The organism is Pseudomonas sp. MF6776 (assembly GCF_016613125.1).
GTDB lineage: Bacteria > Pseudomonadota > Gammaproteobacteria > Pseudomonadales > Pseudomonadaceae > Aquipseudomonas > Aquipseudomonas iridis.
Map to the genome: position 1 here is coordinate 100,947 of NZ_JAENSQ010000003.1, position 19,510 is coordinate 120,456.

25 protein-coding genes and 1 pseudogene are annotated in these 19,510 nt (G+C 59.0%); 14 read left to right on the plus strand and 12 right to left on the minus strand.

Annotated elements, in window-relative coordinates; all coding sequences use genetic code 11:
- Window positions 1-199: 199 nt before the first annotated feature.
- Together JJD74_RS04270 and JJD74_RS04275 are read right to left on the minus strand one after the other, a co-directional pair.
- The gene (locus JJD74_RS04270) at window positions 200-586 is read right to left on the minus strand and encodes a c-type cytochrome (RefSeq protein ID WP_042562127.1); all 387 of its coding nucleotides are present in this window, start codon (window positions 584-586) and stop codon (window positions 200-202) included.
- Window positions 587-667: 81 nt separating this feature from the next.
- Window positions 668-1,999: an aminotransferase-like domain-containing protein gene (locus JJD74_RS04275; protein ID WP_200611685.1), complete on the minus strand. Its 1,332-nt coding sequence runs from the start codon at window positions 1,997-1,999 to the stop codon at window positions 668-670.
- A gap of 91 nt (window positions 2,000-2,090) precedes the next feature.
- Here JJD74_RS04275 and JJD74_RS04280 point away from each other — a divergent pair, with 91 nt between their 5' ends.
- On the plus strand, window positions 2,091-2,984 hold the full coding sequence (locus JJD74_RS04280) for a DMT family transporter (RefSeq protein WP_200611688.1): 894 nt from the start codon (window positions 2,091-2,093) through the stop codon (window positions 2,982-2,984).
- Between the two features lie 3 nt (window positions 2,985-2,987).
- On the opposite strand, the gene JJD74_RS04285 is transcribed toward JJD74_RS04280, so the two are convergent.
- Entirely contained in the window at window positions 2,988-3,803 is an 816-nt protein-coding gene (locus tag JJD74_RS04285; RefSeq protein WP_042559824.1) for an AraC family transcriptional regulator, read from the minus strand.
- Between the two features lie 132 nt (window positions 3,804-3,935).
- On the opposite strand from JJD74_RS04285, the gene JJD74_RS04290 reads away from it, so the two are divergent.
- Window positions 3,936-4,448, plus strand: coding sequence for a carboxymuconolactone decarboxylase family protein (locus tag JJD74_RS04290; protein WP_200611691.1), 513 nt, complete (start codon window positions 3,936-3,938; stop codon window positions 4,446-4,448).
- A 375-nt stretch (window positions 4,449-4,823) separates the two neighbouring features.
- Here the strand turns inward: JJD74_RS04290 and JJD74_RS04295 are convergent, their stop codons facing one another.
- Window positions 4,824-6,269, minus strand: a complete 1,446-nt coding sequence (locus JJD74_RS04295; protein ID WP_115147401.1) for a SulP family inorganic anion transporter — start codon at window positions 6,267-6,269, stop codon at window positions 4,824-4,826.
- Window positions 6,270-6,442: 173 nt separating this feature from the next.
- On the opposite strand from JJD74_RS04295, the gene JJD74_RS04300 reads away from it, so the two are divergent.
- Both JJD74_RS04300 and JJD74_RS04305 read left to right on the plus strand, forming a co-directional pair.
- Window positions 6,443-6,742, plus strand: coding sequence for a DUF7693 family protein (locus JJD74_RS04300; protein ID WP_200611694.1), 300 nt, complete (start codon window positions 6,443-6,445; stop codon window positions 6,740-6,742).
- Window positions 6,743-6,846: 104 nt separating this feature from the next.
- Window positions 6,847-7,392 carry a hypothetical protein gene (locus tag JJD74_RS04305; RefSeq protein ID WP_200611697.1) on the plus strand — a complete coding sequence of 182 codons (546 nt, stop codon included), beginning with the start codon at window positions 6,847-6,849 and terminating at the stop codon, window positions 7,390-7,392.
- Window positions 7,393-7,434: 42 nt separating this feature from the next.
- Here JJD74_RS04305 and JJD74_RS04310 read toward each other — a convergent pair whose 3' ends face one another.
- The 3 genes from JJD74_RS04310 to ggt form a co-directional block, all read right to left on the minus strand.
- Complete coding sequence (locus JJD74_RS04310; RefSeq protein ID WP_042559829.1) at window positions 7,435-8,070, minus strand: hypothetical protein; 636 nt, start codon at window positions 8,068-8,070, stop codon at window positions 7,435-7,437.
- Window positions 8,071-8,471: 401 nt separating this feature from the next.
- Window positions 8,472-9,011, minus strand: a complete 540-nt coding sequence (locus JJD74_RS04315) for a cysteine hydrolase family protein (RefSeq protein ID WP_042559830.1) — start codon at window positions 9,009-9,011, stop codon at window positions 8,472-8,474.
- Between the two features lie 66 nt (window positions 9,012-9,077).
- Window positions 9,078-10,805, minus strand: a complete 1,728-nt coding sequence (gene ggt, locus JJD74_RS04320; protein ID WP_042559831.1) for a gamma-glutamyltransferase — start codon at window positions 10,803-10,805, stop codon at window positions 9,078-9,080.
- Window positions 10,806-10,956: 151 nt separating this feature from the next.
- Between ggt and JJD74_RS04325 the strand changes: the two genes are divergently transcribed.
- Complete coding sequence (locus JJD74_RS04325; RefSeq protein WP_200612056.1) at window positions 10,957-11,472, plus strand: methylated-DNA--[protein]-cysteine S-methyltransferase; 516 nt, start codon at window positions 10,957-10,959, stop codon at window positions 11,470-11,472.
- Between the two features lie 74 nt (window positions 11,473-11,546).
- Here the strand turns inward: JJD74_RS04325 and JJD74_RS04330 are convergent, their stop codons facing one another.
- The 3 genes and pseudogenes from JJD74_RS04330 to JJD74_RS04340 all read right to left on the minus strand — a co-directional run bounded on the left by JJD74_RS04330 (window position 11,547) and on the right by JJD74_RS04340 (window position 13,969).
- A complete protein-coding gene (locus JJD74_RS04330) occupies window positions 11,547-12,137 on the minus strand; it encodes an NUDIX domain-containing protein (protein ID WP_047301891.1) in 591 nt (196 codons plus the stop codon).
- A 151-nt stretch (window positions 12,138-12,288) separates the two neighbouring features.
- Window positions 12,289-13,290, minus strand: a pseudogene (locus JJD74_RS04335) (chitinase); the annotation flags it as partial.
- A gap of 43 nt (window positions 13,291-13,333) precedes the next feature.
- A complete protein-coding gene (locus tag JJD74_RS04340; protein ID WP_042559834.1) occupies window positions 13,334-13,969 on the minus strand; it encodes a lytic polysaccharide monooxygenase auxiliary activity family 9 protein in 636 nt (211 codons plus the stop codon).
- A gap of 71 nt (window positions 13,970-14,040) precedes the next feature.
- Here JJD74_RS04340 and JJD74_RS04345 point away from each other — a divergent pair, with 71 nt between their 5' ends.
- A complete protein-coding gene (locus JJD74_RS04345) occupies window positions 14,041-14,199 on the plus strand; it encodes a hypothetical protein (RefSeq protein WP_200611714.1) in 159 nt (52 codons plus the stop codon).
- Here the strand turns inward: JJD74_RS04345 and JJD74_RS04350 are convergent.
- Entirely contained in the window at window positions 14,191-14,628 is a 438-nt protein-coding gene (locus JJD74_RS04350; RefSeq protein ID WP_042559835.1) for a hemerythrin domain-containing protein, read from the minus strand. The two genes, JJD74_RS04345 and JJD74_RS04350, sit on opposite strands and share 9 nt — an antisense overlap.
- Before the next feature lie 148 nt (window positions 14,629-14,776).
- Here JJD74_RS04350 and JJD74_RS04355 point away from each other — a divergent pair, with 148 nt between their 5' ends.
- Window positions 14,777-15,202 carry a GNAT family N-acetyltransferase gene (locus JJD74_RS04355; protein WP_115147403.1) on the plus strand — a complete coding sequence of 142 codons (426 nt, stop codon included), beginning with the start codon at window positions 14,777-14,779 and terminating at the stop codon, window positions 15,200-15,202.
- Window positions 15,203-15,325: 123 nt separating this feature from the next.
- On the opposite strand, the gene JJD74_RS04360 is transcribed toward JJD74_RS04355, so the two are convergent.
- On the minus strand, window positions 15,326-15,676 hold the full coding sequence (locus JJD74_RS04360; protein WP_200611716.1) for a hypothetical protein: 351 nt from the start codon (window positions 15,674-15,676) through the stop codon (window positions 15,326-15,328).
- Between the two features lie 134 nt (window positions 15,677-15,810).
- On the opposite strand from JJD74_RS04360, the gene JJD74_RS04365 reads away from it, so the two are divergent.
- The 7 genes from JJD74_RS04365 (at window position 15,811) to JJD74_RS04395 (ending at window position 19,434) form a co-directional block, all read left to right on the plus strand.
- Window positions 15,811-16,140 carry a DUF6388 family protein gene (locus tag JJD74_RS04365; protein WP_200611718.1) on the plus strand — a complete coding sequence of 110 codons (330 nt, stop codon included), beginning with the start codon at window positions 15,811-15,813 and terminating at the stop codon, window positions 16,138-16,140.
- 25 nt (window positions 16,141-16,165) lie between these two features.
- Window positions 16,166-16,870, plus strand: coding sequence for a YoaK family protein (locus tag JJD74_RS04370; RefSeq protein WP_042559839.1), 705 nt, complete (start codon window positions 16,166-16,168; stop codon window positions 16,868-16,870).
- Window positions 16,871-17,060: 190 nt separating this feature from the next.
- Window positions 17,061-17,453 (plus strand): sulfurtransferase complex subunit TusD, encoded by a 393-nt coding sequence (gene tusD, locus JJD74_RS04375; RefSeq protein WP_200611721.1) that lies wholly within the window; start codon window positions 17,061-17,063, stop codon window positions 17,451-17,453.
- Window position 17,454: 1 nt separating this feature from the next.
- Window positions 17,455-17,811, plus strand: coding sequence for a sulfurtransferase complex subunit TusC (gene tusC / locus JJD74_RS04380; RefSeq protein ID WP_042559840.1), 357 nt, complete (start codon window positions 17,455-17,457; stop codon window positions 17,809-17,811).
- The gene (tusB, locus tag JJD74_RS04385; RefSeq protein WP_200611738.1) at window positions 17,811-18,104 is read left to right on the plus strand and encodes a sulfurtransferase complex subunit TusB; all 294 of its coding nucleotides are present in this window, start codon (window positions 17,811-17,813) and stop codon (window positions 18,102-18,104) included. The genes tusC and tusB overlap by 1 nt, the downstream gene beginning before the upstream one ends.
- Window positions 18,101-18,436: a TusE/DsrC/DsvC family sulfur relay protein gene (locus JJD74_RS04390; protein WP_200611740.1), complete on the plus strand. Its 336-nt coding sequence runs from the start codon at window positions 18,101-18,103 to the stop codon at window positions 18,434-18,436. The genes tusB and JJD74_RS04390 overlap by 4 nt, the downstream gene beginning before the upstream one ends.
- Window positions 18,433-19,434: a glycosyl transferase family protein gene (locus tag JJD74_RS04395; RefSeq protein WP_042559843.1), complete on the plus strand. Its 1,002-nt coding sequence runs from the start codon at window positions 18,433-18,435 to the stop codon at window positions 19,432-19,434. Before JJD74_RS04390 ends, JJD74_RS04395 begins: the two co-directional genes overlap by 4 nt.
- The last annotated feature ends 76 nt before the right edge of the window (window positions 19,435-19,510 follow it).

Sequence of the window (19,510 nt, forward strand, 5' to 3'; positions counted from 1 at the left end):
GCAGCCCAGGCAACCCTTGAAAGTCGGCGCTGGCTACTGTTTCAGATCATCGACCAGTTTGTTCATGACCCAGTCAGACACATGGGTAAATGCCTTGCGCAATGTCTCGGGATCGGTGACGTATTGCTCTGGCGAACAATTGATCATGCAATGATTCGCCTGGCAGGCCACTGCCTCAATACCACTTTAGAAGCTGGCGTTATCGCGGAAATGTTTGCAGGTACGCCAGCAAATTCTCAAGCTTCTCCTCATCACTCAGTCCCCAGAAAATCATCCGAGTACCCGGCACCACGCCTTTCGGATCTTTCAGGTAAGCCTTCAGCGTTTCGTGGTCCCAGGTCACGCCTGAGTTTTTCATCGCATCGGAATACACATAGTTCGCCGACGTCCCGGCCGGGCGGCCGATGATGCCGTTGAGTTCCGGACCGAAACCCGAGCGGGCGGATTCGCCGACTTGATGGCAGCCGCCGCACAGGCGCGGGAAGATTTTTGCGCCGGCCTCGGGATCGCCTGCTGCGTGGGCGGTTGTGCCGAGCAGGCCAGCGGTGAGTATCAGGGCGAGGGACAGTGAAGCGGTGTTTTTCATCAGGCGATCCAAAGCGATTTGATGCGAATGCGCCAAGGCTAACATTTTGTGGCCAGGGAGCTTGTTTCCTCGCCAACGGTTCTACAGATAAGCGCCGACGACGTTTCTGACGGTGATCAACGCTTGGCGCAACACGTTCATATCCACCGAACCCAATGCCAACCGAATCGCATGCGGTGTATGCGTCGCCACCGAAAACGGCTCGGCGCTGGTGACCGAAATCTGTTCGTGCATCAATTCCATGACAATCCGATCGGCGCGCACATCTTCCGGCAGCGGCAACCACAAGAAATACGAGGATGGATGTGCGAAATAGGGCAACCCTTTGAGCAACTCGGCGGCCAGTGCCTGACGAGCCTTGGCGTCGCTGCGCTTTTGTTCTTCAAGCAAGGTGACAGTGCCGTCGTCGAGCCAGGCGCAAGCAATGGCGGTCATCACGCCGGGAGTGTTCCAGGTGGTGGCGCGGATGATTCGCTCCAGCGCCGGCACCTTGGCCTCCGGCGCAGCGATGAAACCGACGCGCAAACCGGTGGCGATATTCTTGGAAAGTCCCGACACATAAACCGTGCGCTCGGGCGCCATGTCGACCAGCGCTGGCGGTGGGTTTTCCACCAGAAAGGCGTATGCCGCGTCTTCAATGATCGTCAGATCATGCTGACGGGCAATCGATATCAGCTGCTCGCGTTGCTCAGTCGGCATCACCCAGCCCAGCGGATTGTGCAGGGTCGGCATGCTGTACACGGCGCGCACCGAGCGGCTGCGACAGAGTTTATCCAGCGCCGCCAGATCCGGCCCGTGGTCACCGATCGGAATCGCCACCACTTCCAGATGCAGCGCTTCGGCCAGCACCTTGAACCCGGAATAAGTCAGCGCATCTGCCGCAATCACATCGCCCGGTTTGAGCAGTGCCATCAGCGTCACTGCCAGCCCTTGCTGGGCGCCGTTGACGATCAGCACTTGCCCGGCCTCAACGCTCACCCCGCGACTCAGCAGATGCCGCGCAACCGAGGCGCGCTCGTGCTGGCGGCCGGCGTGTGGTTGATAACGCAGCAGCGCTTCGAGGTCACCGGACAGCGCCAATTGGCGTAACGCCGTGCGTAACAGCTCAGCCTGACCGGGCAATGACGGGTAGTTGAAATTGAGGTCGATCATGCCGACCGCGACATCCTTTTGATCAATGCCCTGTCCCGCCGACAACGAGGTTTCCCGCACAAAGGTGCCGCGACCGGTTTCGCCACTTACCAAGCCCATCGCCTCCAGCTCGGCGTACACCCGCGAGGCCGTGACCAGCGCCAGCCCTTCGCTCACGGCCAGTTGCCGGTGGGTCGGCAGTCGCGTGCCCGGCGCGAGACGGCCCGAGCGGATATCTGCCGCATAGGTATCAACGAGGGTCTTGTAGCGAGAACGTGGCATGTGGAGATGTATCCATGACAATTTTTTGATTGTCCTGATTCTCGCCCCTAGGATTAAACCCACGCAACCCCACCTTTGAGCGCGACCTCGTATGGAACGGACTTCGAACCTGGGTAACCCGGCACTGGAAAAAACCAGCGGCTGGATCAACGGTTTTATCGGCGTGGTGATCTTCAGCGGCTCGCTGCCGGCCACGCGCCTAGCGGTGCTGGAATTCGACCCGGTGTTTCTTACCGTGGTGCGCGCGGCCATCGCCGGGGTATTGGCGTTGGGATTGTTGTGGTTGTTTCGCGAGCGGCGTCCGGCGCGCAGTCAGTGGCTCTCGCTGTTCATTGTCGCGATGGGCGTGGTGCTGGGTTTTCCGCTGCTGACCGCGTTGGCGTTGCAGCACGTGACGTCAGCGCATTCGATTGTTTTCGTAGGATTGCTGCCATTGGCCACGGCGATTTTCGGCGTGCTGCGCGGTGGTGAGCGTCCGCGACCGGTGTTTTGGTTCTTCTCGATTCTGGGCAGCGCTCTGGTGGTTGGATTCGCGCTGTCCCAGGGACTGACTGCTTCGCCCACCGGCGACTTGTTGATGCTCGCAGCGATTCTGGTCTGCGGCCTCGGTTACGCTGAAGGCGCCAAGCTTTCGCGCGCCCTTGGGGGCTGGCAGGTGATCTGCTGGGCGCTGGTTTTGTCCCTGCCGCTGATGGCGTTGCTGAGTCTGTGGCTGGCGCCCGCCTCGTTCAGCAACATCAGCCTGTCGGCGTGGCTGTGTCTGGCCTATGTGTCGCTGTTCAGCATGTTGATCGGATTCGTGTTCTGGTATCGCGGACTGGCGCAGGGCGGCATCGCGGCGGTCGGGCAATTGCAGCTGCTGCAACCGTTTTTCGGCCTGGCGCTGGCGGCGACGTTGCTGCATGAACAGGTCAGCATCGGCATGCTTGCGGTGACATTGGGAGTGATTTTGTGTGTCGCCGGGGCGAAGAAATTCGCCAAATAACCCTCAAATCCCAGCCTTCCACTCCCGAGGACTGAGCCCGGTCTTGCGGCGAAAAGCGCGAGCCAGCGCCGAAGGACTTTCGTAGCCGACCTCTTCGGCGATCAACGCAATCGGCCGTCCTTCGCGCAGACGTTTCTGCGCCAGACTGACCCGCCAGCTCAGCAGATAATCGCCCGGTGTCTGCCCGACAACACGGTGAAACTGCTCGGCAAATCCTGCGCGAGACAGGTTGGCAGCCGTCGCCAGATCGGCCACGCTCCAGGGCTTTTCGGGCTGTTCATGCATCAGGTTCAAGGCGCGGGACAGGCGCGGATCGGCCAGCCCGGCCATCATCCCGGGGGCTTGATCACGATTACTGATGAGGTGGCGCAACAGCAGGATCACCAACAACTCGAACAACCGATCCATCACCGCCACACGTCCGCAATGACCTTCGAAGGCTTCCTTGAACAGCCACTCCAGGGTGCTGCTCAACTCTGGAATATCGGTGAGTTCGAGCACCAGATAATCCGGCAGCGCCGCCGCCAATGCATTACCCGAACCGCCGTCAAACGTCAGCGTTGCGCAGACCAGTCTGGTCTCCATGGACGCGTCGGCAATCATGCGATGGGCGAAGGGTCGAGGGAAGAAAATCAGCGACGGCTGATCGAGGCGGATCTCGCGTTCATTGCCAGGCTTGAGCAGCAACTCACCCGCCTGCAACAGATGCACGTGCCCACTCGGCTCACCCTCATGAACACTGACGCCGCAAAAGTCGCCGCTGTGAAACGTACCGGCATGCACAGCGAAATGGCTGAGCAACGTGGAAAGGCGATCCATGGGCAACTCCCGAGCGAATATCTGGACGATCTGCCGCATATCCTCGACGATTTGACGCCAAAGCACCAATAGCGCTGATTAACATCACCTCCATCGCCGGTGCACTTCGCACAGGATCTTCGGAGAATCACCATGAGCCGCATCAACGCCATCAGCCTCGAATCCGCCACCGACACCACCCGCCCGGTACTGGAAGGCGTGAAAAAGAAAATCGGCTTCCTGCCCAATCTTTTCACCACCCTGGCCAAGGCGCCCGTAGCGCTTGAGACCTACGTACAAGCCTCGGCCATCCTCGGTAAAACCTCATTGAGCGCCAAGGAGAAAGAAGCCGTCTACCTCGCCACGTCACAGGTCAACGGTTGCGATTATTGCCTGGCGGCGCACACCCTGTTTGCCGGCAAGGCCGGACTGTCGGCGCAGGACATCGTCGCGGCACGTGAAGGCGAACTCAACGCCTACGCCGCCCTCGCCCATCAACTCACGCAAAGCCGCGGCCACTTGAGCGACGAACAAATCGCCGCCGCCCGCGCTGCCGGTATCGACGACGTGAAAATCATTGAAGTGATCGCACTGGTCGCCGTGCAAACGCTGACCAACTACCTGAACAACGTGGCGCTGACCGATATCGATTTCCCGACGATCTAAACCTGGCCACACACGAAAACCCTGTGAGAGCTGGCTTGCCAGCGATGGCGGTGGGTCAATCAACATCAATATTGACTGTGCCGGCCTCATCGCTGGCAAGCCAGCTCCCACAAGGTATCGCGGCTGGGCCGCGAGTTTGAGTCGATGAAAAGCAAATCAAAGCAACACACCGACCCGAGTCGCTCTTCACCACTCAACACAATGAGCGTTAGCTCGAGTGCAGCTCTTGATCTCGAAGGCCCGTCGGGCCGGACGTCAGGGCAAAGCCTTTTTGGTTATTTTTTCGCTGGGCCGGCACTCCGGCGTCTGGAAAAAGTGACCCGCCGTAAGGGCGGAACCGCAAAAAGCCGTTACCGCAGTAATGGATATGCACCGTTAATCGTGATCAACACCAGCGCGCTTAAGCAACTTCTTACAGCGCTCCGACAAATGAAACACCTGCAAATGCTTACCCGCCTTGGCGTAACGCTCGCGCAGGGTTTTCAGCGCGGCGATGGCCGAGTAATCGACAAAACTCAAATGCTGACAATCGAGCGTAACCCGCGCCGGGTCATTGGCCGGATCAAAGCGGTTGAGGAACGGCGTGGTCGAGGCGAAGAACAGTGTGCCGTGCAGTCGATAAAGTTTGCTGCCGTCAGCTTCCAGATGCTCATCGGCATACAACTCACGAGCCTGCTGCCAGGCAAAATTCAGCGCAGCGATGATGATGCCGCACAGCACGGCCGTGGCCAGATCGGTGAACACGGTGATAGTGGTCACGGCGATGATCACCAACACATCGTTGAGCGGCACTTTGTTCACCACCCGTAACGACGCCCAGGCGAAGGTCTGCTGCGACACCACAAACATCACGCCGACCAGTGCCGCCAGCGGAATACGCTCGATCAGGGGCGACAGAAACAGGATAAACAGCAGAATCAACACGCCCGCGACGATGCCCGACAAACGCCCGCGACCACCGGAGCTGAGGTTGATCACGGTCTGGCCAATCATCGCGCAACCGCCCATGCCGCCAAACGCGCCGGAGACCATGTTCGCCGCGCCGAGCGCCACGCACTCGCGATCCGGGTAACCACGGGTTTCGGTGATTTCGTCGGTAAGGTTCAGCGTCAGCAGGGTTTCCAGCAAACCGACCAGCGCCATCAGAATCGCGTACGGCGCGATGATGCCCAGGGTTTGCATATTCCACGGGATGTCCGGCAAGGCGAAGGTCGGCAAGCCACCGGCAATGTGCGCCATGTCGCCGAGAGTGCGGGTCGGCAGGCCGAACAGATAAACCAGCAGGCCCACGCCGAGAATCGCCACCAGCGCCGGCGGCACTGCGCGGGTCAGGCGCGGCAGGATGTAGACGATGGCCATGGTCAGCGCCACCAGCCCGGTCATCAGGTACAGCGGCGTACCGCTGAGCCAGTCTTCACCGTTTTTGAAATGCTCCAGTTGCGCCATCGCAATGATGATCGCCAGGCCGTTGACGAAGCCGAGCATCACCGGATGCGGCACCATGCGCACCAGTTTGCCCAGGCGTAGCAGCCCGAACACCATCATGATCAACCCGCCCAGCAACACGGTCGCCAGTAGATATTGCACGCCGTGCTGCACCACCAGCGCCACAATCACCACCGCCATCGACCCCGCCGCACCGGAGACCATCCCCGGGCGACCGCCGAACAATGCCGTCAGCGTACAAATGATGAAAGCGCCATAAAGGCCCATCAGCGGATTGAGGTGGGCCACCAGCGCGAACGCAATGCATTCGGGCAACAGGGCAAACGAGGTGGTGAGTCCGGCCAGGACATCGGCGCGCAGACGTATCGGTTTCATGGCATACCTGACTGAGCGGCCGCCGTGCACGGCCGCGGAGTTGCTGAAAAGAGTGCAGCGAATAAAGAGGGTTGCGGATATTACGGAATTGTCCGACATCGATCCAGCAATACGCTGACACATTGCAACTCACGCCTTATGCTGGCGCGCTCCTGTACGCATCGAGTCCAAACATGTCTGCATTTCTGAGCGCCCGTGAGGTTTGCCAGCGACTGCGCGAGGCTGCGCTGGGCGTACTGACGTTCAGCTGCGAGGCACGCACCGAGGCCGGACTGGTCACGGTGGATATCGACGGCTGGCGCCTTGTGCTGGATTTTGAAGGCGAACGGTTGCATCACTGTGAATACGCCCGCAACTGCGATGGCGATGAAGGTGCGCTCGATAGCTGGCAGCGCTTCGGCACCGATCCGGTGAGTCTGCTCAGTACCTGGGAATTGGCGCAGATCGAGAAATTGCTTATGGCGCGAGGCTGATACGAAGGCACGAACGGTGTTTCAGCCGCTCTCACGAACCGGTTGCTCAATGATGGCACTCTGCCCATAATTCGCGCCCTCATATTTCCACGCAAGGAACTGCCGTGAAGAAGTCGCTGTTGTTGATCCCGATGTTGGCGCTGTTACTGCAAGGCTGTGGCATGACCATGCTGCGTTACGAGCCGAGCTATGAAAACGTCCAGAAGCTCAAGCAAACCCCGCCGTTGCACGCGATCAGCAATCCTCAAGTCACTGCCGAAACCGGTGAAGGCTCGCTGATGGTACGCGCCAACCCGATCCGCTCGCCGTCCGGCAGCATCCCGGCGCACATCCAGGACGCGATCACCGAAGAACTGCGCAAGGCCGGCCTGCTCGATCCGCAGGCCCAGCGTCAGTTGAAAGTGCTGGTGGTGAAGAACCAGATGACCGCCGGCATGGGGAGTGGCGATGGTGATCTTGCTGCGCGCTTCACCCTGCTCAACGGCAACGACGTGGTGTACGACGCGACCAAGACTGTCAGCAGCCAGTGGGCCAGCAGCTTCTTCGGTTTCATTGCGATCCCGAACGCGGTTAATGCTTACAACCCAATGTTGCGTGACTTGCTGAAGGAACTGTATAGCGATCCGCAGTTCATCCAGGCGCTGAAGTAACCGTTAAAAAAAAGAGCCGCAATTGCGGCTCTTTTTTTGGCTTCAGGCCCGCGGGATGCGGGTTTCAAGTGCCGAGTACTTCAGGCTGTTGCTCTCGACCACTTGCTTGAGCAGCGCGTTGACCTGACGAGTGAACGTATCGGTCACCGCCTTATTCGTCGTGTTGCCCATCAGCGGGATAAACCAGATGCCAATCCAGGTGCCGACCGCATCGTGATTGCTCGCGGTCGTCAGTGCCTGACCTTGTCCATCCACGGCCTCCAGGCTCATGGTGTACTGATCGGTGCCGTAAGCCGGGATCACCATCATGCTGAAACCGCTGATGAACGCCAGCACCATCGAGCCTGCATTAGGCGGATGGTTGTAGACCTTCAGGCGCAGATTGTAGTCGCCCGGCTGCTTCTGGAATTCGTCCAGGGTGACACGGCCAAACAAGCCTGAATCGGTGAGGATTTTCTGCAGTTGCGGCTTGAGTTGATCGCGCCCCTGCGGCACTTCTACGGCAGAAGCGCTTTTTGGCTCGCCCATGTAAAAGTCGAAATCGACATAAACGTTTGGCTTGTTGGCGTAGTTGGCCATCGACGGCATTGTCACCGGCGCCACTTCGTCTTTGGTGAAACTGGCACAACCGCCCAGCGTAAGCACCAGGCCCAGCGCCAGAATTTTCCCGAATTGCATGATGTCCGTCCCTTTGTGAACAGTGCCAGATGATGGCAATGCGCCTCCATCACGGAAGCCGGGCGGATTCTAGAGAGAGTGCTCGTCGGAGGAAAGACTGAAATGGGCAATTCGTGAAAAATATTCCGCTCAGCAGTGCCGCAAATCGAAGAGGCTGGATGCTGCCGCTCAGGCCGTTGGGGTCAGGGCATAAAATCCACGGGGCGATCATGGTGGTTTTTCATGCGTTCATTCCAGGCACTGCAATAGACACCGGCCCCGACTTGCGAGATCTCCAGCACGCCGTTGATGGGCGTGAAGCTGAGGCCAGGTTGCGTCCCAACTGAAGGGCTGAGCGGCGTCAGCACACTGATTTATTTGCTGACACTCTGTCATCGCTGGCAAGCCAGCTCCCACATTGATTACGGCTGGAAATGGATTTGTGCGGCGGGTTTTACATCGATCCGCGCCACCGACCCGGTCAGGTGCGCCAGATCCTTGTTGTGCTCGCCAATAATGTCTTCGGCGCTCATGTTGCCGTTGTCGACGGTGGAATGGGCGTCGGCCGCCAGCACCACGTCGTAACCCAATTGATGGGCCTGGCGCACGGTGGCATTGACGCAGTAATCGGTTTGCAGACCGCAGATCACCAAACGCTCGAAATCTTCGCTCGGCAGCAGTTTGCGCAGATCGGTCTGGTAAAACGAATCCCGGGTGGTTTTGCGAACGCGCAGATCTTTCGGGGCCGTCTCAAGCCCTTCCGCCAATTGCCAGCCTTCGGCACCGTGGGCCAGTGGACTGTCCTTTTCTTCATGCTGAATCAACACAACCGGCACCCCAGCCTTGCGCGCGCGGTTGCTGAGGTTGTTGATGGTGTCGATCACGCGGTGGATGTCGTGGCATTGGTATTCGCCCGAGCACAGAGCGCGCTGGACGTCGATGATCAGTAATGCGGTGGTCATGATGAGCCTTCCTTGATCAGTCCTTGAGACAGGGGCGGACGTGAGTCCGCCCCCTTTTTACGCCTCTCAGTAACCCAATGACAACCCTGTATTGCGCCGTGGATCATTGGCGCCGTAGAAGCGGTTTTTGCCGACCGGTTTACCGCCCAGCGACGGTGCGCCAACCAGAATCGCGGCGATATGGTTGGCGTCCTGCGGCCCGGCGAACTTGTGGCCCCAGCTCTCGAGAATCTTCTTCGTGTCGGGGCTGGCGGCGAAGTCTTCGAGGTTGGTTTCTTCCGGCATCCATTGCTGATGGAAACGCGGCGCATCGACCGCCTCCTGCAAGCCCATGCCGTAGTCGATGACGTTGAGCATGGTCAGCAAAGTCGCGGTGATGATGCGGCTGCCGCCCGGCGTCCCGACCACCATGACCACTTTGCCATCCTTGGTGACGATGGTCGGGCTCATCGATGACAGCGGCGCCTTGCCCGGAGCGATGGCATTGGCTTCGCCCTGCACCAGGCCGTACATGTTCGGCACGCCGACTTTCGAGGTGAAGTCGTCCATCTCGTCATTGAGGATCACCCCGGTCTTGCTCGCCATCACACCGGCACCGAACCAGTCGTTGAGCGTGTAGGTGACCGAGACCGCGTTGCCCCACTTGTCGACGATCGAATAGTGAGTGGTGTTGCTGCCCTCATGGGGTGCTGTGCCGGGTTTCAGTTCAGCGGAGACACCGGCCTTTTGCGGCTGGATGGCATCACGCAGTTTGGTTGCGTAGTTCTTGTCCAGCAGGTGCTCGATCGGGTTCTTGACGAAATCCGGATCGCCCAGATAGCTGTTGCGATCAACATACGCGTGACGCATCGCTTCGATCTGATAGTGCATACCCTGGGCCGAATGGAAGCCCAGGTCCTTCATCGGATAACCTTCGAGAATATTCATGATCTGGCAGATCACCACGCCACCAGAGCTTGGCGGCGGCGCCGAGACCACGTGATAGCCACGGTAATCGCACTCCACCGGGGCCAGTTCGCGGGTCTTGTATTTGTCGAGGTCGGCCTGGGTGATGATGCCCTTGTTCGCCTGGCTGGAGGTCACGATGGCGTCGGCCACCCAGCCTTTATAGAAGCCGTCAGCGCCCTTTTCGGAAATGGTTCGCAGGGTTTTGCCGAGGTCTTTCTGCACCAGTTTCTGGCCGACCTGCATCGGCTCGCCGTTGCTGAGGAAGATCGAGCCGGAATCGCGCATGTCCTTCTTGAACACGTCGGTGGCGTACTCCAGCAACTCGACGTCGCCTTGCTCCAGCTCAAAACCGTCTTCAGCCAGTTTGATTGCGGGGGCAATCATTTCCTTGCGCTGCTTGGTACCGTACTTGCTCAGCGCCAGCTCCATACCAGACACAGTGCCCGGCACGCCGACGGCCAAATGGCCGCGTGTACTCAGTTCAGGGATGACGTTGCCTTCCTTGTCGAGGTACATATCGGCGGTCGCCGCCAGCGGCGCTTTTTCGCGGAAGTCGAGGAAGGTCTTGCGTCCGTCCGCCAATTGAATGGTCATGAAACCGCCGCCACCGAGGTTGCCCGCAGCGGGATAGACCACCGCCAGCGCATAACCTACCGCGACCGCCGCATCCACGGCGTTACCACCGCTTTTCAACACGTCGACACCGACATGCGTGGCCAGATGTTGCGCGGTGACCACCATGCCGTTTTCCGCGGCAACCGGTGCCACCGAGGCGGCGTGAGCCATGAGACAGCTGAGTGCCAGCGTGGTCGCTATCAGCGATTTGGCCAAAGGTTCGTACTTCATGAGTCGATCTCTTTTTTGTTTTCAGGGTCTGTGCAAAACAGAGGGGAACGCGTCAAGAGCAAGAAGCAGTATGGTCGGGTTTGCGTTTTGTGCCTCCCTGTTCAACCAGTATGCTGGGCGCTGTCGCCGCACCGAATCGGAGTTTGCTCGCATGTCGTTTACCTTCATCACCCTGCCCTCGCTGGTTGGCGAGCTGAAGCTGGTCGCGAACGGCTCGCGACTGGCGGCCATCCTCTGGGAAAACGACCGACCGAACCGCGTGCGTCTTGGACCGATGACTGAAGCACCGGACAATCCGGCCCTGCTGAAAACCGCTCGGCAACTGGAAGAGTATTTTGCCGGGACACGCAATTGCTTCGAGCTGGAGCTGGATTTTGTCGGCACGGATTTTCAGAAACAGGTCTGGGCGGCGTTGCTGACCATTCCGTTCGGAGAGACCCGCACCTATAGCCAGATTGCCCAACAGATCGGCAAACCCACCGCCGTACGGGCAGTGGGCGCAGCGAATGGGCGCAACCCGATTTCGATTGTTGCGCCGTGTCACCGAGTGATTGGCGCGTCCGGGAAATTGACCGGGTTTGCCGGGGGGCTTGAGGCGAAGGAGCGGTTGTTGAGGCTCGAGGGTGGTGATTGGTCGGGAGCGGGTCAAACGGGAGATTTATTTTAGTACGCGCAGAAAGATCAAAAGATCGCAGCCTGCGGCAGCTCCTACAGGGAACACCGAAGGCTGCGGCCGTTGCTTTACAGGTTGAACAGGTTATTCATCGCCGCGTATTGCAGCAGCATGATGGTCTTGGCATCGCAGATCTCACCTCGATGGAAGGCTGCCAGCGCTTCATCGAATGACCACTCCAGCACTTCGAGCTCTTCGGTTTCTTCTTCCAGACCGCCACCGTCGCTGACCTTCGATGCCGAGTCGTACTCGGCAATAAAGAAGTGCAGTTTCTCGGTCACCGAACCGGGGCTCATGTAGGCCTCGAATACCTTCTTCACGTCATGTACGCGATAGCCGGTTTCTTCCTCGGCCTCATCGCGAATCCGCTGTTCCGGTGCGGCCCCCTCCAGCAAGCCTGCCGCCACTTCGATCAGCAGACCGTCATGGCCGTTGACGAACACCGGCAAGCGGAACTGCCGGGTCAGCACCACAGAGCGCTTCTGTCGGTTGAACAGCAAAATGGCAGCGCCATTACCGCGGTCATACACCTCGCGCGTCTGACGCTGCCACTCACCATTATTGCGTTGGTAGTCGAAGGTGATTTTCTTCAGCAGATACCAATCGTGGGACAACACCTGAGTGTCGACAATGTTGACCCGCTCGGCTGTGTCGGTCATGACGTCTGATCCTTTCCATCGTAAGGCTGCCATGGTCGAATAATCGCGCCAACAAAAAAAGCCCGGCAGCGCTACCGGGCTTGTTTATTTGCAGCTAAAGAGCGGAATACGCAACCGTCTCTTCGATCTCCTGCCCGGTCAATCGGGCGCCGTGAATCAACGGCCCGTAACGCTGACAGAACTCCCAGTCATACGGCACGCGATCCTTATTGGTGCCGTTGTCCCAGTTCACCGACCAGGTCATCAACCCCTTGATAGGATGCCCCTTGATTGCCAGCCGCTTGAGCACATTGCCCACCACGGTCTTGTCGATAACGTAACCGGTGGCGGCGGCATCGACGTTGGCCGGTAGACCGATGACGAATTTATCCGCGGCAATCCTGGTAAAACCTCGAGTGCCCGTCACCAGACTTTCAGTCAGGTAATAGAGGAAGTCCTCTTTCAGCACATCGTTGTTCTGCGCGATCCACGCGCCGGCACCGCTATTGGCCTCCGGCACCCAGACCCCGTCGCCGCCCTGGTTGTAAAACTGCGGTGCGATGAAGTCGTAGTAGCCTTCCAGTGCCTGCAAATAGCCGACGTACTTGCCGTTGGTGGTCAGGTACGGAAACTCAGGGGCCATGCTGATGATGAAATGCTTGCCCTGGCCTGCGTAGTGATCCTTGACCAGTTTGAGCGCGGCCGGCAGGACGGTCTTGTTGGCGGCGAAATCAATCGCGCTCTGTTCAAGATCGATGTCCAGCCCGTCAAAGCCATAAGTTTCCACCAAGCGGATAATTTCATTGGCCAGCGGTTGCTCCTGACCGCTATGCAGTTCGATGTGTGCATCGGCGCCACCGAGAGAAATCAGCACCGCCCGCCCCTCACTGTTAAGCACGCCGACCTGACGGCGGAACTCGGCATCGGAGACGTTGAACGGCTTGAAGGTCGGAATACCGCTGCCCTTCATGAAGGCCACCGCGACCACGTTGTATTCCCTGGGTACATCCTCCAGAGCGATGCTGGCAAACCGGCCTTGCCGATAACCGTCGCTCAGGCCCGCTGGCCAGTTGTGCCAAAAGCCCATGAGGATTTTTTTGCCGGCAATGCCCGGCATCAGCGAAGCCGCATCACTCGCTGCGTTTTGCATCAATGAGAAATCGATATCTGACATGTTCTAATCCTTCAGAACCTGTGAATTTGACGACACTGCGCCGTTATTTGAAATCGACGTCGAACGCCTGATAGAAGGCGTTACCGGTGTTGGCAACGATCCACATCAGTACGATGACGTGATGGCCTTTCTTGCTCGCCGGCAGTTTCACCGAGTGGTTGACCTTGGCTTTGAGCTCTGCCGAATGACTGTAGTAAGGCACCTGAGTGTAGAAGTCCTCAAAGAACGGTTGTGCTTCGAGTTGCGCGCGGGTGATGCGTTGCTTCGGGTCCCAGCCGTCCTTGGTGATCAGCCAGCGATAGCCACGAGTGGTGTGCGGCGCGGTGTATGCCCATTTGATCTCGAGGATCTGACCCGGGGTGACATTGAGCAGCGGCCACGTGAATGGACGATTGAGTTTCTTGCTCATTTCCTCCTGGGTGAAGTTCACGCAATCACGCGCATCAGTCTTGCCGCCGCTGAGAATGTAGCCGTCTGCGGGCGGGGCGACACTGGCGGTGTCGGTTTCGTAGGGTGGCGGAAACGGTCCGGCAACCAGCGCCGGAAAGTTCTTGCCGCCTTCCATTTCATTGACCTGCCAGTCGCCCAGCAGCCCTAGATCAATGACGACCGAGCCACGGCTTGCTGGAGAGGTGACACGACCATGTCGCAGTGGGGTTTCAGGGTTTGCTTGATTCATGTTTTTCACTCCGTTGATTAAAGAACTCTCCTTCCCGAGGAGAGGCCTTCAAGCTAACGGAGGTGATTTTTTTGTCCATCGGCGGTTTTGTCGCACTCATCGTCAGCCGCGCTCAAAACACCAGCAAATACTGTATGGATATACAGCACCCTAAGAAAAAGCCCACCTCGCTTATGGCAAAAGGACTACACGCCGACGCGGCAAAAGTCGCCATGCTCAACTCAGCCTAACTGAGCGTTGAACTCCTTTTCGTATTCCCCGGCCAACTGTTCTTTCTGCTTTTCGCTGAGTAACTTGCCGGCCATCTGGAAGAACTTCTGCTCCTCTTCCTTGAGGTGGTGATGGACCTTGTCCGAAAGCTTTTTAGCGGTCGCCAGCCATGCCGGGCTGGACATCTCGGTCTCGTCCAGCTCTTCCATCATTTCGTCCATTTCATGGTGCTCGGCGATGGCGTGCCGGCTAAGGTCAACACCGTTGTCGAACGCCATCAGCGGGATATAGAAGTGGCGTTCCTCGGCAGTTTCGTGGGCTTGCAACTCGGCCTTGAGCTGCTTGTAGGCCTCTGCTCTTTCAGGGGTATCGCCACTGGTTTTGATCAGGTTTTCGGCGTAGCTGCGCTGGCGATCATGGCTTTCACGAAGGGCTTCGAAAATATTCATGGGGGGTCCTCATCAACCGCGTTCTGAAATGACGCTGTCAAAGCTAGACCGCAACGCGGGAGCGACGGTTCCACGGGGTTGAACAGGGACTTGGAAGACACCCCTCGCGCAGGATAGGCTGGGGGCTCACACCACAAGGAAGTCCTGCATGAACTTGCGCATCGAGTTGTCGCACAACCCTACGGAAGAACAACGTCAGGCCATTCTCCAACCCTTGATCGCCTACAACGACGCCCAGACAGGTGGCTCGAAATCGGAGCCCTTCGCCCTGATGGTGCGCGATGAGCACGACGCGATTCTCGGCGGATTGTATGGTCGGGTGATTTTTCAGTGGATGTACATTGAATTGCTGTCAGTCCCGGAGCAGGGTCGGGGGCAGGGAGTCGGCTCGGAGCTGATGACCATGGCCGAATCGATGGCGAAGGAAAAGAACTGCCTGGGCATCTGGCTGGACACTTTCAGTTTTCAGGCGCCGGAGTTCTACAAGAAACTTGGGTTCAGCCAGTTCGGGGAGATCGTTGACTATCCGCCGGGGCATAGACGGCATTATTTCCAGAAGCGCTTGATGGGTTGAGTCGACTGGCCCCATCGCGGGCAAGCTCGCTGCCACAGTGAATGTGTCGCTCACAAAGCCTGTGGGAGCGGGCCTGCCCGCGATGGAGCCATTGACGTCACCGCATAGGGCAACTGACTGACCTTAAAGACAAGTCGCCAACGCCGCCAACCGTCGCGTGGCGACAAAATCATCCTTCTGCGCGAAGTAATTCAACACCGTACCGGAGGCATCCGTACTCACATCGACAAACGACTCCGCCGAACGTGTGTACACCGTCGAACCGCCCTTCTTGCCCGGCTGCAGATAAGCCCCGGCATCGACGCCGAACACGGCTTCGTCCTGCCAGGCGAACTGCACGCACTGGGCCACGATTTTTTCGGGTTTGTTCGAGGTCAGAACCTTGTTTGGGGTTTGGGTGCGGGCATTGTCCATCACCGAACCCGCGCAACCGGCCAGCATCGTTGCGGCCAGCGCCACCATCAGAATTCGCATTGCATTCGCTCATTCACAAAAAAGCGGACTGTATCACCGCAGCAGCGGGAATCGTTCTGCTTTACTGCATTTATAGCGCGACACGCGCGGGCAGCTGCGGCAACCTAAGGTCATCAGCCTCACAAGGAAAACACATGGCGCCTACCGACCAGCGACATGAATACGCTCTGAAACTGTTTCTCGACGCGCACCCCGACTTGCGCGAAACCCTCGACCATCTCAATCCATTGCTGGCCCAGGCCAAAGGTGAAACCCAGGCGCAGTATCGCGAGGAACGCTTGCATGAGGCGTTTGAGGCCGAGGCGGAAAGTCGAGGCTTGTTTGCCTGGGAACTGACCTTGCAACTGACGGCCGAAACGCCTGAAGAGTATCAGGCGCAACGTCTGGAAGTGCATCGCGAAGTCGCGGAAATGGCCGGGATGGAGTGGCTGGAATACTGCGATCTGTATGGCATAGAACCGTAATCATTGCTCAAGGATATCCGCACCGATGCTGCCCTCAACCTCGACCCACCGTGCCAGTCCCGGCCATCTGCACAAGCAGAAATGGCGCGGTCGTGTGGGTCTCGCGCTGGTCGCCAGCCTGTCGGTGCTGGCCGGGATGACGGATGCAATCGGCTTTATGGCCAGCGGCGATTTCGTCTCGTTCATGAGCGGCAATACCACACGCTTGGCCGTGGCGATCAGTGATGGCGACATGGGGCTGACGTTACGCCTGGTCATCCTGGTGGCCACGTTTGTCATCGGTAATGCCCTGGGCGTGGTGGTCGCACGGCTTGGCGGGCGGCGCACGCTACCCTTGCTGCTGTGCATCGCCACCCTGCTCTGCATGGCGGCAGCGTTACCAATTGATGCACAACTGCCGGCGCTGCTGGCGGCAATCATCGCGATGGGCATGCTTAACGCCGCGGTCGAGGAGGTGAACGGCCTTCCAGTCGGGCTGACCTACGTGACCGGCGCGCTGTCGCGATTCGGACGAGGACTGGGCCGCTGGATGCTCGGCGAACGCCGCGGCGGTTGGCGGGTGCAGTTGGTGCCGTGGAGCGGGATGTTTATCGGCGCGATTCTTGGGGCGGTACTGGAACACCATTTGGGACTCAGGGCGATGTTCGTCAGCGGTTTGCTGGCGGCAGTGGTGGGGTTGCTATCCCTGACAATTCCCCGACGCTGGCAATTAGGCTACATGCCCCGTTGACTGATGCCTGACACCTATCCCTGTGGGAGCGAGCTTGCTCGCGAAGGGTCCTTCACATTCAACATCTCGGCGCCTGACAAGACGCTTTCGCGAGCAAGCTCGCTCCCACAGGGTTATATGCATAACCTGGATTTCGCGGATACCCCGATAAAGCTTTATCATGCCCGCAGTTTTGCTGATCGAGTCCGTCATGAAGTTCGCCATTGCGCTGTTTTCCGCCGCCCATGCGCCCTCCTCGCGCCGAGCCCTGCTGTTTGCGCAGGCTGCATTGGCCGGCGGGCATGAGATTGTCCGGCTGTTTTTCTACCAGGACGGCGTCTACAACGCCTCCGACGCGGTGGTCACGCCGCAGGACGAACTGGACCTGCCCAAACAATGGCGTGCATTCATCAGCGAGCGACAACTCGATGGCGTGGTGTGCATCGCCGCAGCCCTGCGCCGCGGGGTGCTGAATGGCGAAGAGGCCCAGCGCTATCAGCGAGATGCCGTATCCGTCAGCACACCTTGGGAATTGTCCGGCCTCGGTCAGTTGCATGACGCGGTGCAAGACGCCGACCGCTTGATCTGCTTCGGAGGTGCGTGAGGTGGCCAAATCCTTGTTGATCATCAGCCGCCAGTCGCCGTGGTCCGGCCCTGCTGCCCGCGAAGCGCTGGACATCGTGCTGGCCGGCGGCGCTTTCGATCTGCCGATCGGCCTGCTGTTTCTCGATGACGGCGTGCTGCAACTGGCCGCGGGGCAAAACGCCAGGGCTGTGCAACAGAAAGACCTGAGTGCCAACCTGCAAGCGTTGCCGATGTTTGGCGTCGAAGAACTGTTCTATTGCGCCGACAGTGCCAGCGCTCGCGGCCTTGGCGAATTCTCGCTGGACGAAGCAGCACCGCTCGCCGCCGAGCAAATCACCGCCCTTATTGACCGTTACGACCAAGTGATCACCCTCTGATGTCGACTTTGCATGTGTTGTCTCATTCTCCGTTCGGCGATGATCGTCTGACGAGTTGCCTGCGTGTCATCGGCAGTGCCGACGCTTTGCTGTTGTCCGGTGATGCGGTCTATGGGTTGCAACCGGGTACCGCGCCGTTTACCGAACTGCAAAGCCGCCAAATCAAATTATTCGTTCTGGCCGAAGATATGGAGGCTCGCGCCATCGAAGCGCCGGACTGGGCCAAAGCCATCGATTATCCGGCCTTCGTCGAGCTGTCGATCCACCACGACAAGGTCAACAGTTGGCTATGAATTCCATGACCGTCGGCGCCCGCGCCATCGAACTGGACAAGGACGGCTTCCTCGTTGACCTCAGCGACTGGTCACACGACGTCGCCGGTGCCCTCGCCGCCGCCGAAGACATCGAGTTGACCCCCGAACACTGGGAAGTCCTCGAGCTGCTGCGCAGCTTCTATGAAGAATTCCAGCTGTCCCCGGCCACGCGGCCGCTGATCAAGTACACCGCGCTGAAGCTCGGCGTGGACAAAGGCAACAGCCTGCACCTGAACCGACTGTTCAAAGGCACCCCTGCCAAACTCGCCGCAAAACTGGCGGGCCTGCCCAAACCGACGAATTGCCTATGACCGATTATCCAGCGCTGACCCTCGAAACGCCTGCCGAGCATCCATTCGCCCAGTTCGTGCGAATCCTTGGCAAGGGCAAGCGCGGCGCTCGCGACCTCACTCGCGTCGAGGCCCGGGAAGCAATGGGCATGGTGCTCGACGACAAGGTCGAAGACACCCAACTCGGCGCTTTTCTGATGTTGCTGCGGCACAAGGAAGAAAGCGCCGAGGAAATGGCCGGTTTTACCGAAGCACTGCGTGAGCGTCTGCAGGCACCAGCCTTGAACGTCGATCTGGACTGGCCAACCTACGCGGGCAAGAAGCGGCATCTGCCGTGGTATCTGCTGGCGGCCAAGTGCCTGGCGCAGAACGGCGTGCGCATCTTCATGCATGGTGGTGGCGCGCACACTGCCGGGCGTCTGTACAGCGAGCAACTGCTGGGCGAACTGGGTATTGCGTTGTGCCGCAACTGGCAGCAAGTCGGTACAGCGCTGGACAACGGCGGTCTGGCGTTCATGCCGCTGGTGGACTGGGCGCCGCAATTGCAGAAGATGATCGATTTGCGCAACACCCTGGGCCTGCGCTCGCCGATCCACTCGCTGGCGCGGATTCTCAATCCGCTGGGCGCGCGCTGCGGTCTGCAAAGTATCTTCCACCCCGGTTATCAAGCCGTGCACCGCGACGCCAGCGGCCTGCTCGGCGACACGGCGATTGTGGTCAAGGGTGATGGCGGTGAGATAGAAATCAACCCGGATGCCGACAGCCATCTCTACGGCACCACGGGTGGCGAGAGCTGGGACGAGGAATGGCCGCAATTGTCGGCGCAACGCCACGTCAAACCGGCCTCGCTGGACGTTGAGCATCTGAAAGCCGTATGGCGCGGCGATGTGGTGGACAGCTATCCGCAAATGGCCCTGATTTCGACCATGGCGTTGGCGTTACGCGGTCTCGGCCAGCCCCGTGAGCAGGCATTCGAAACAGCCGAGCAATTCTGGGCGGCGCGGGACAAATCGATTTAACCGATCATTCGCGCCCGATCTTTGCGCTTTTTGTTCGAACTCATCGGAATAGACTCGACTCCAACGTTTATTGGTT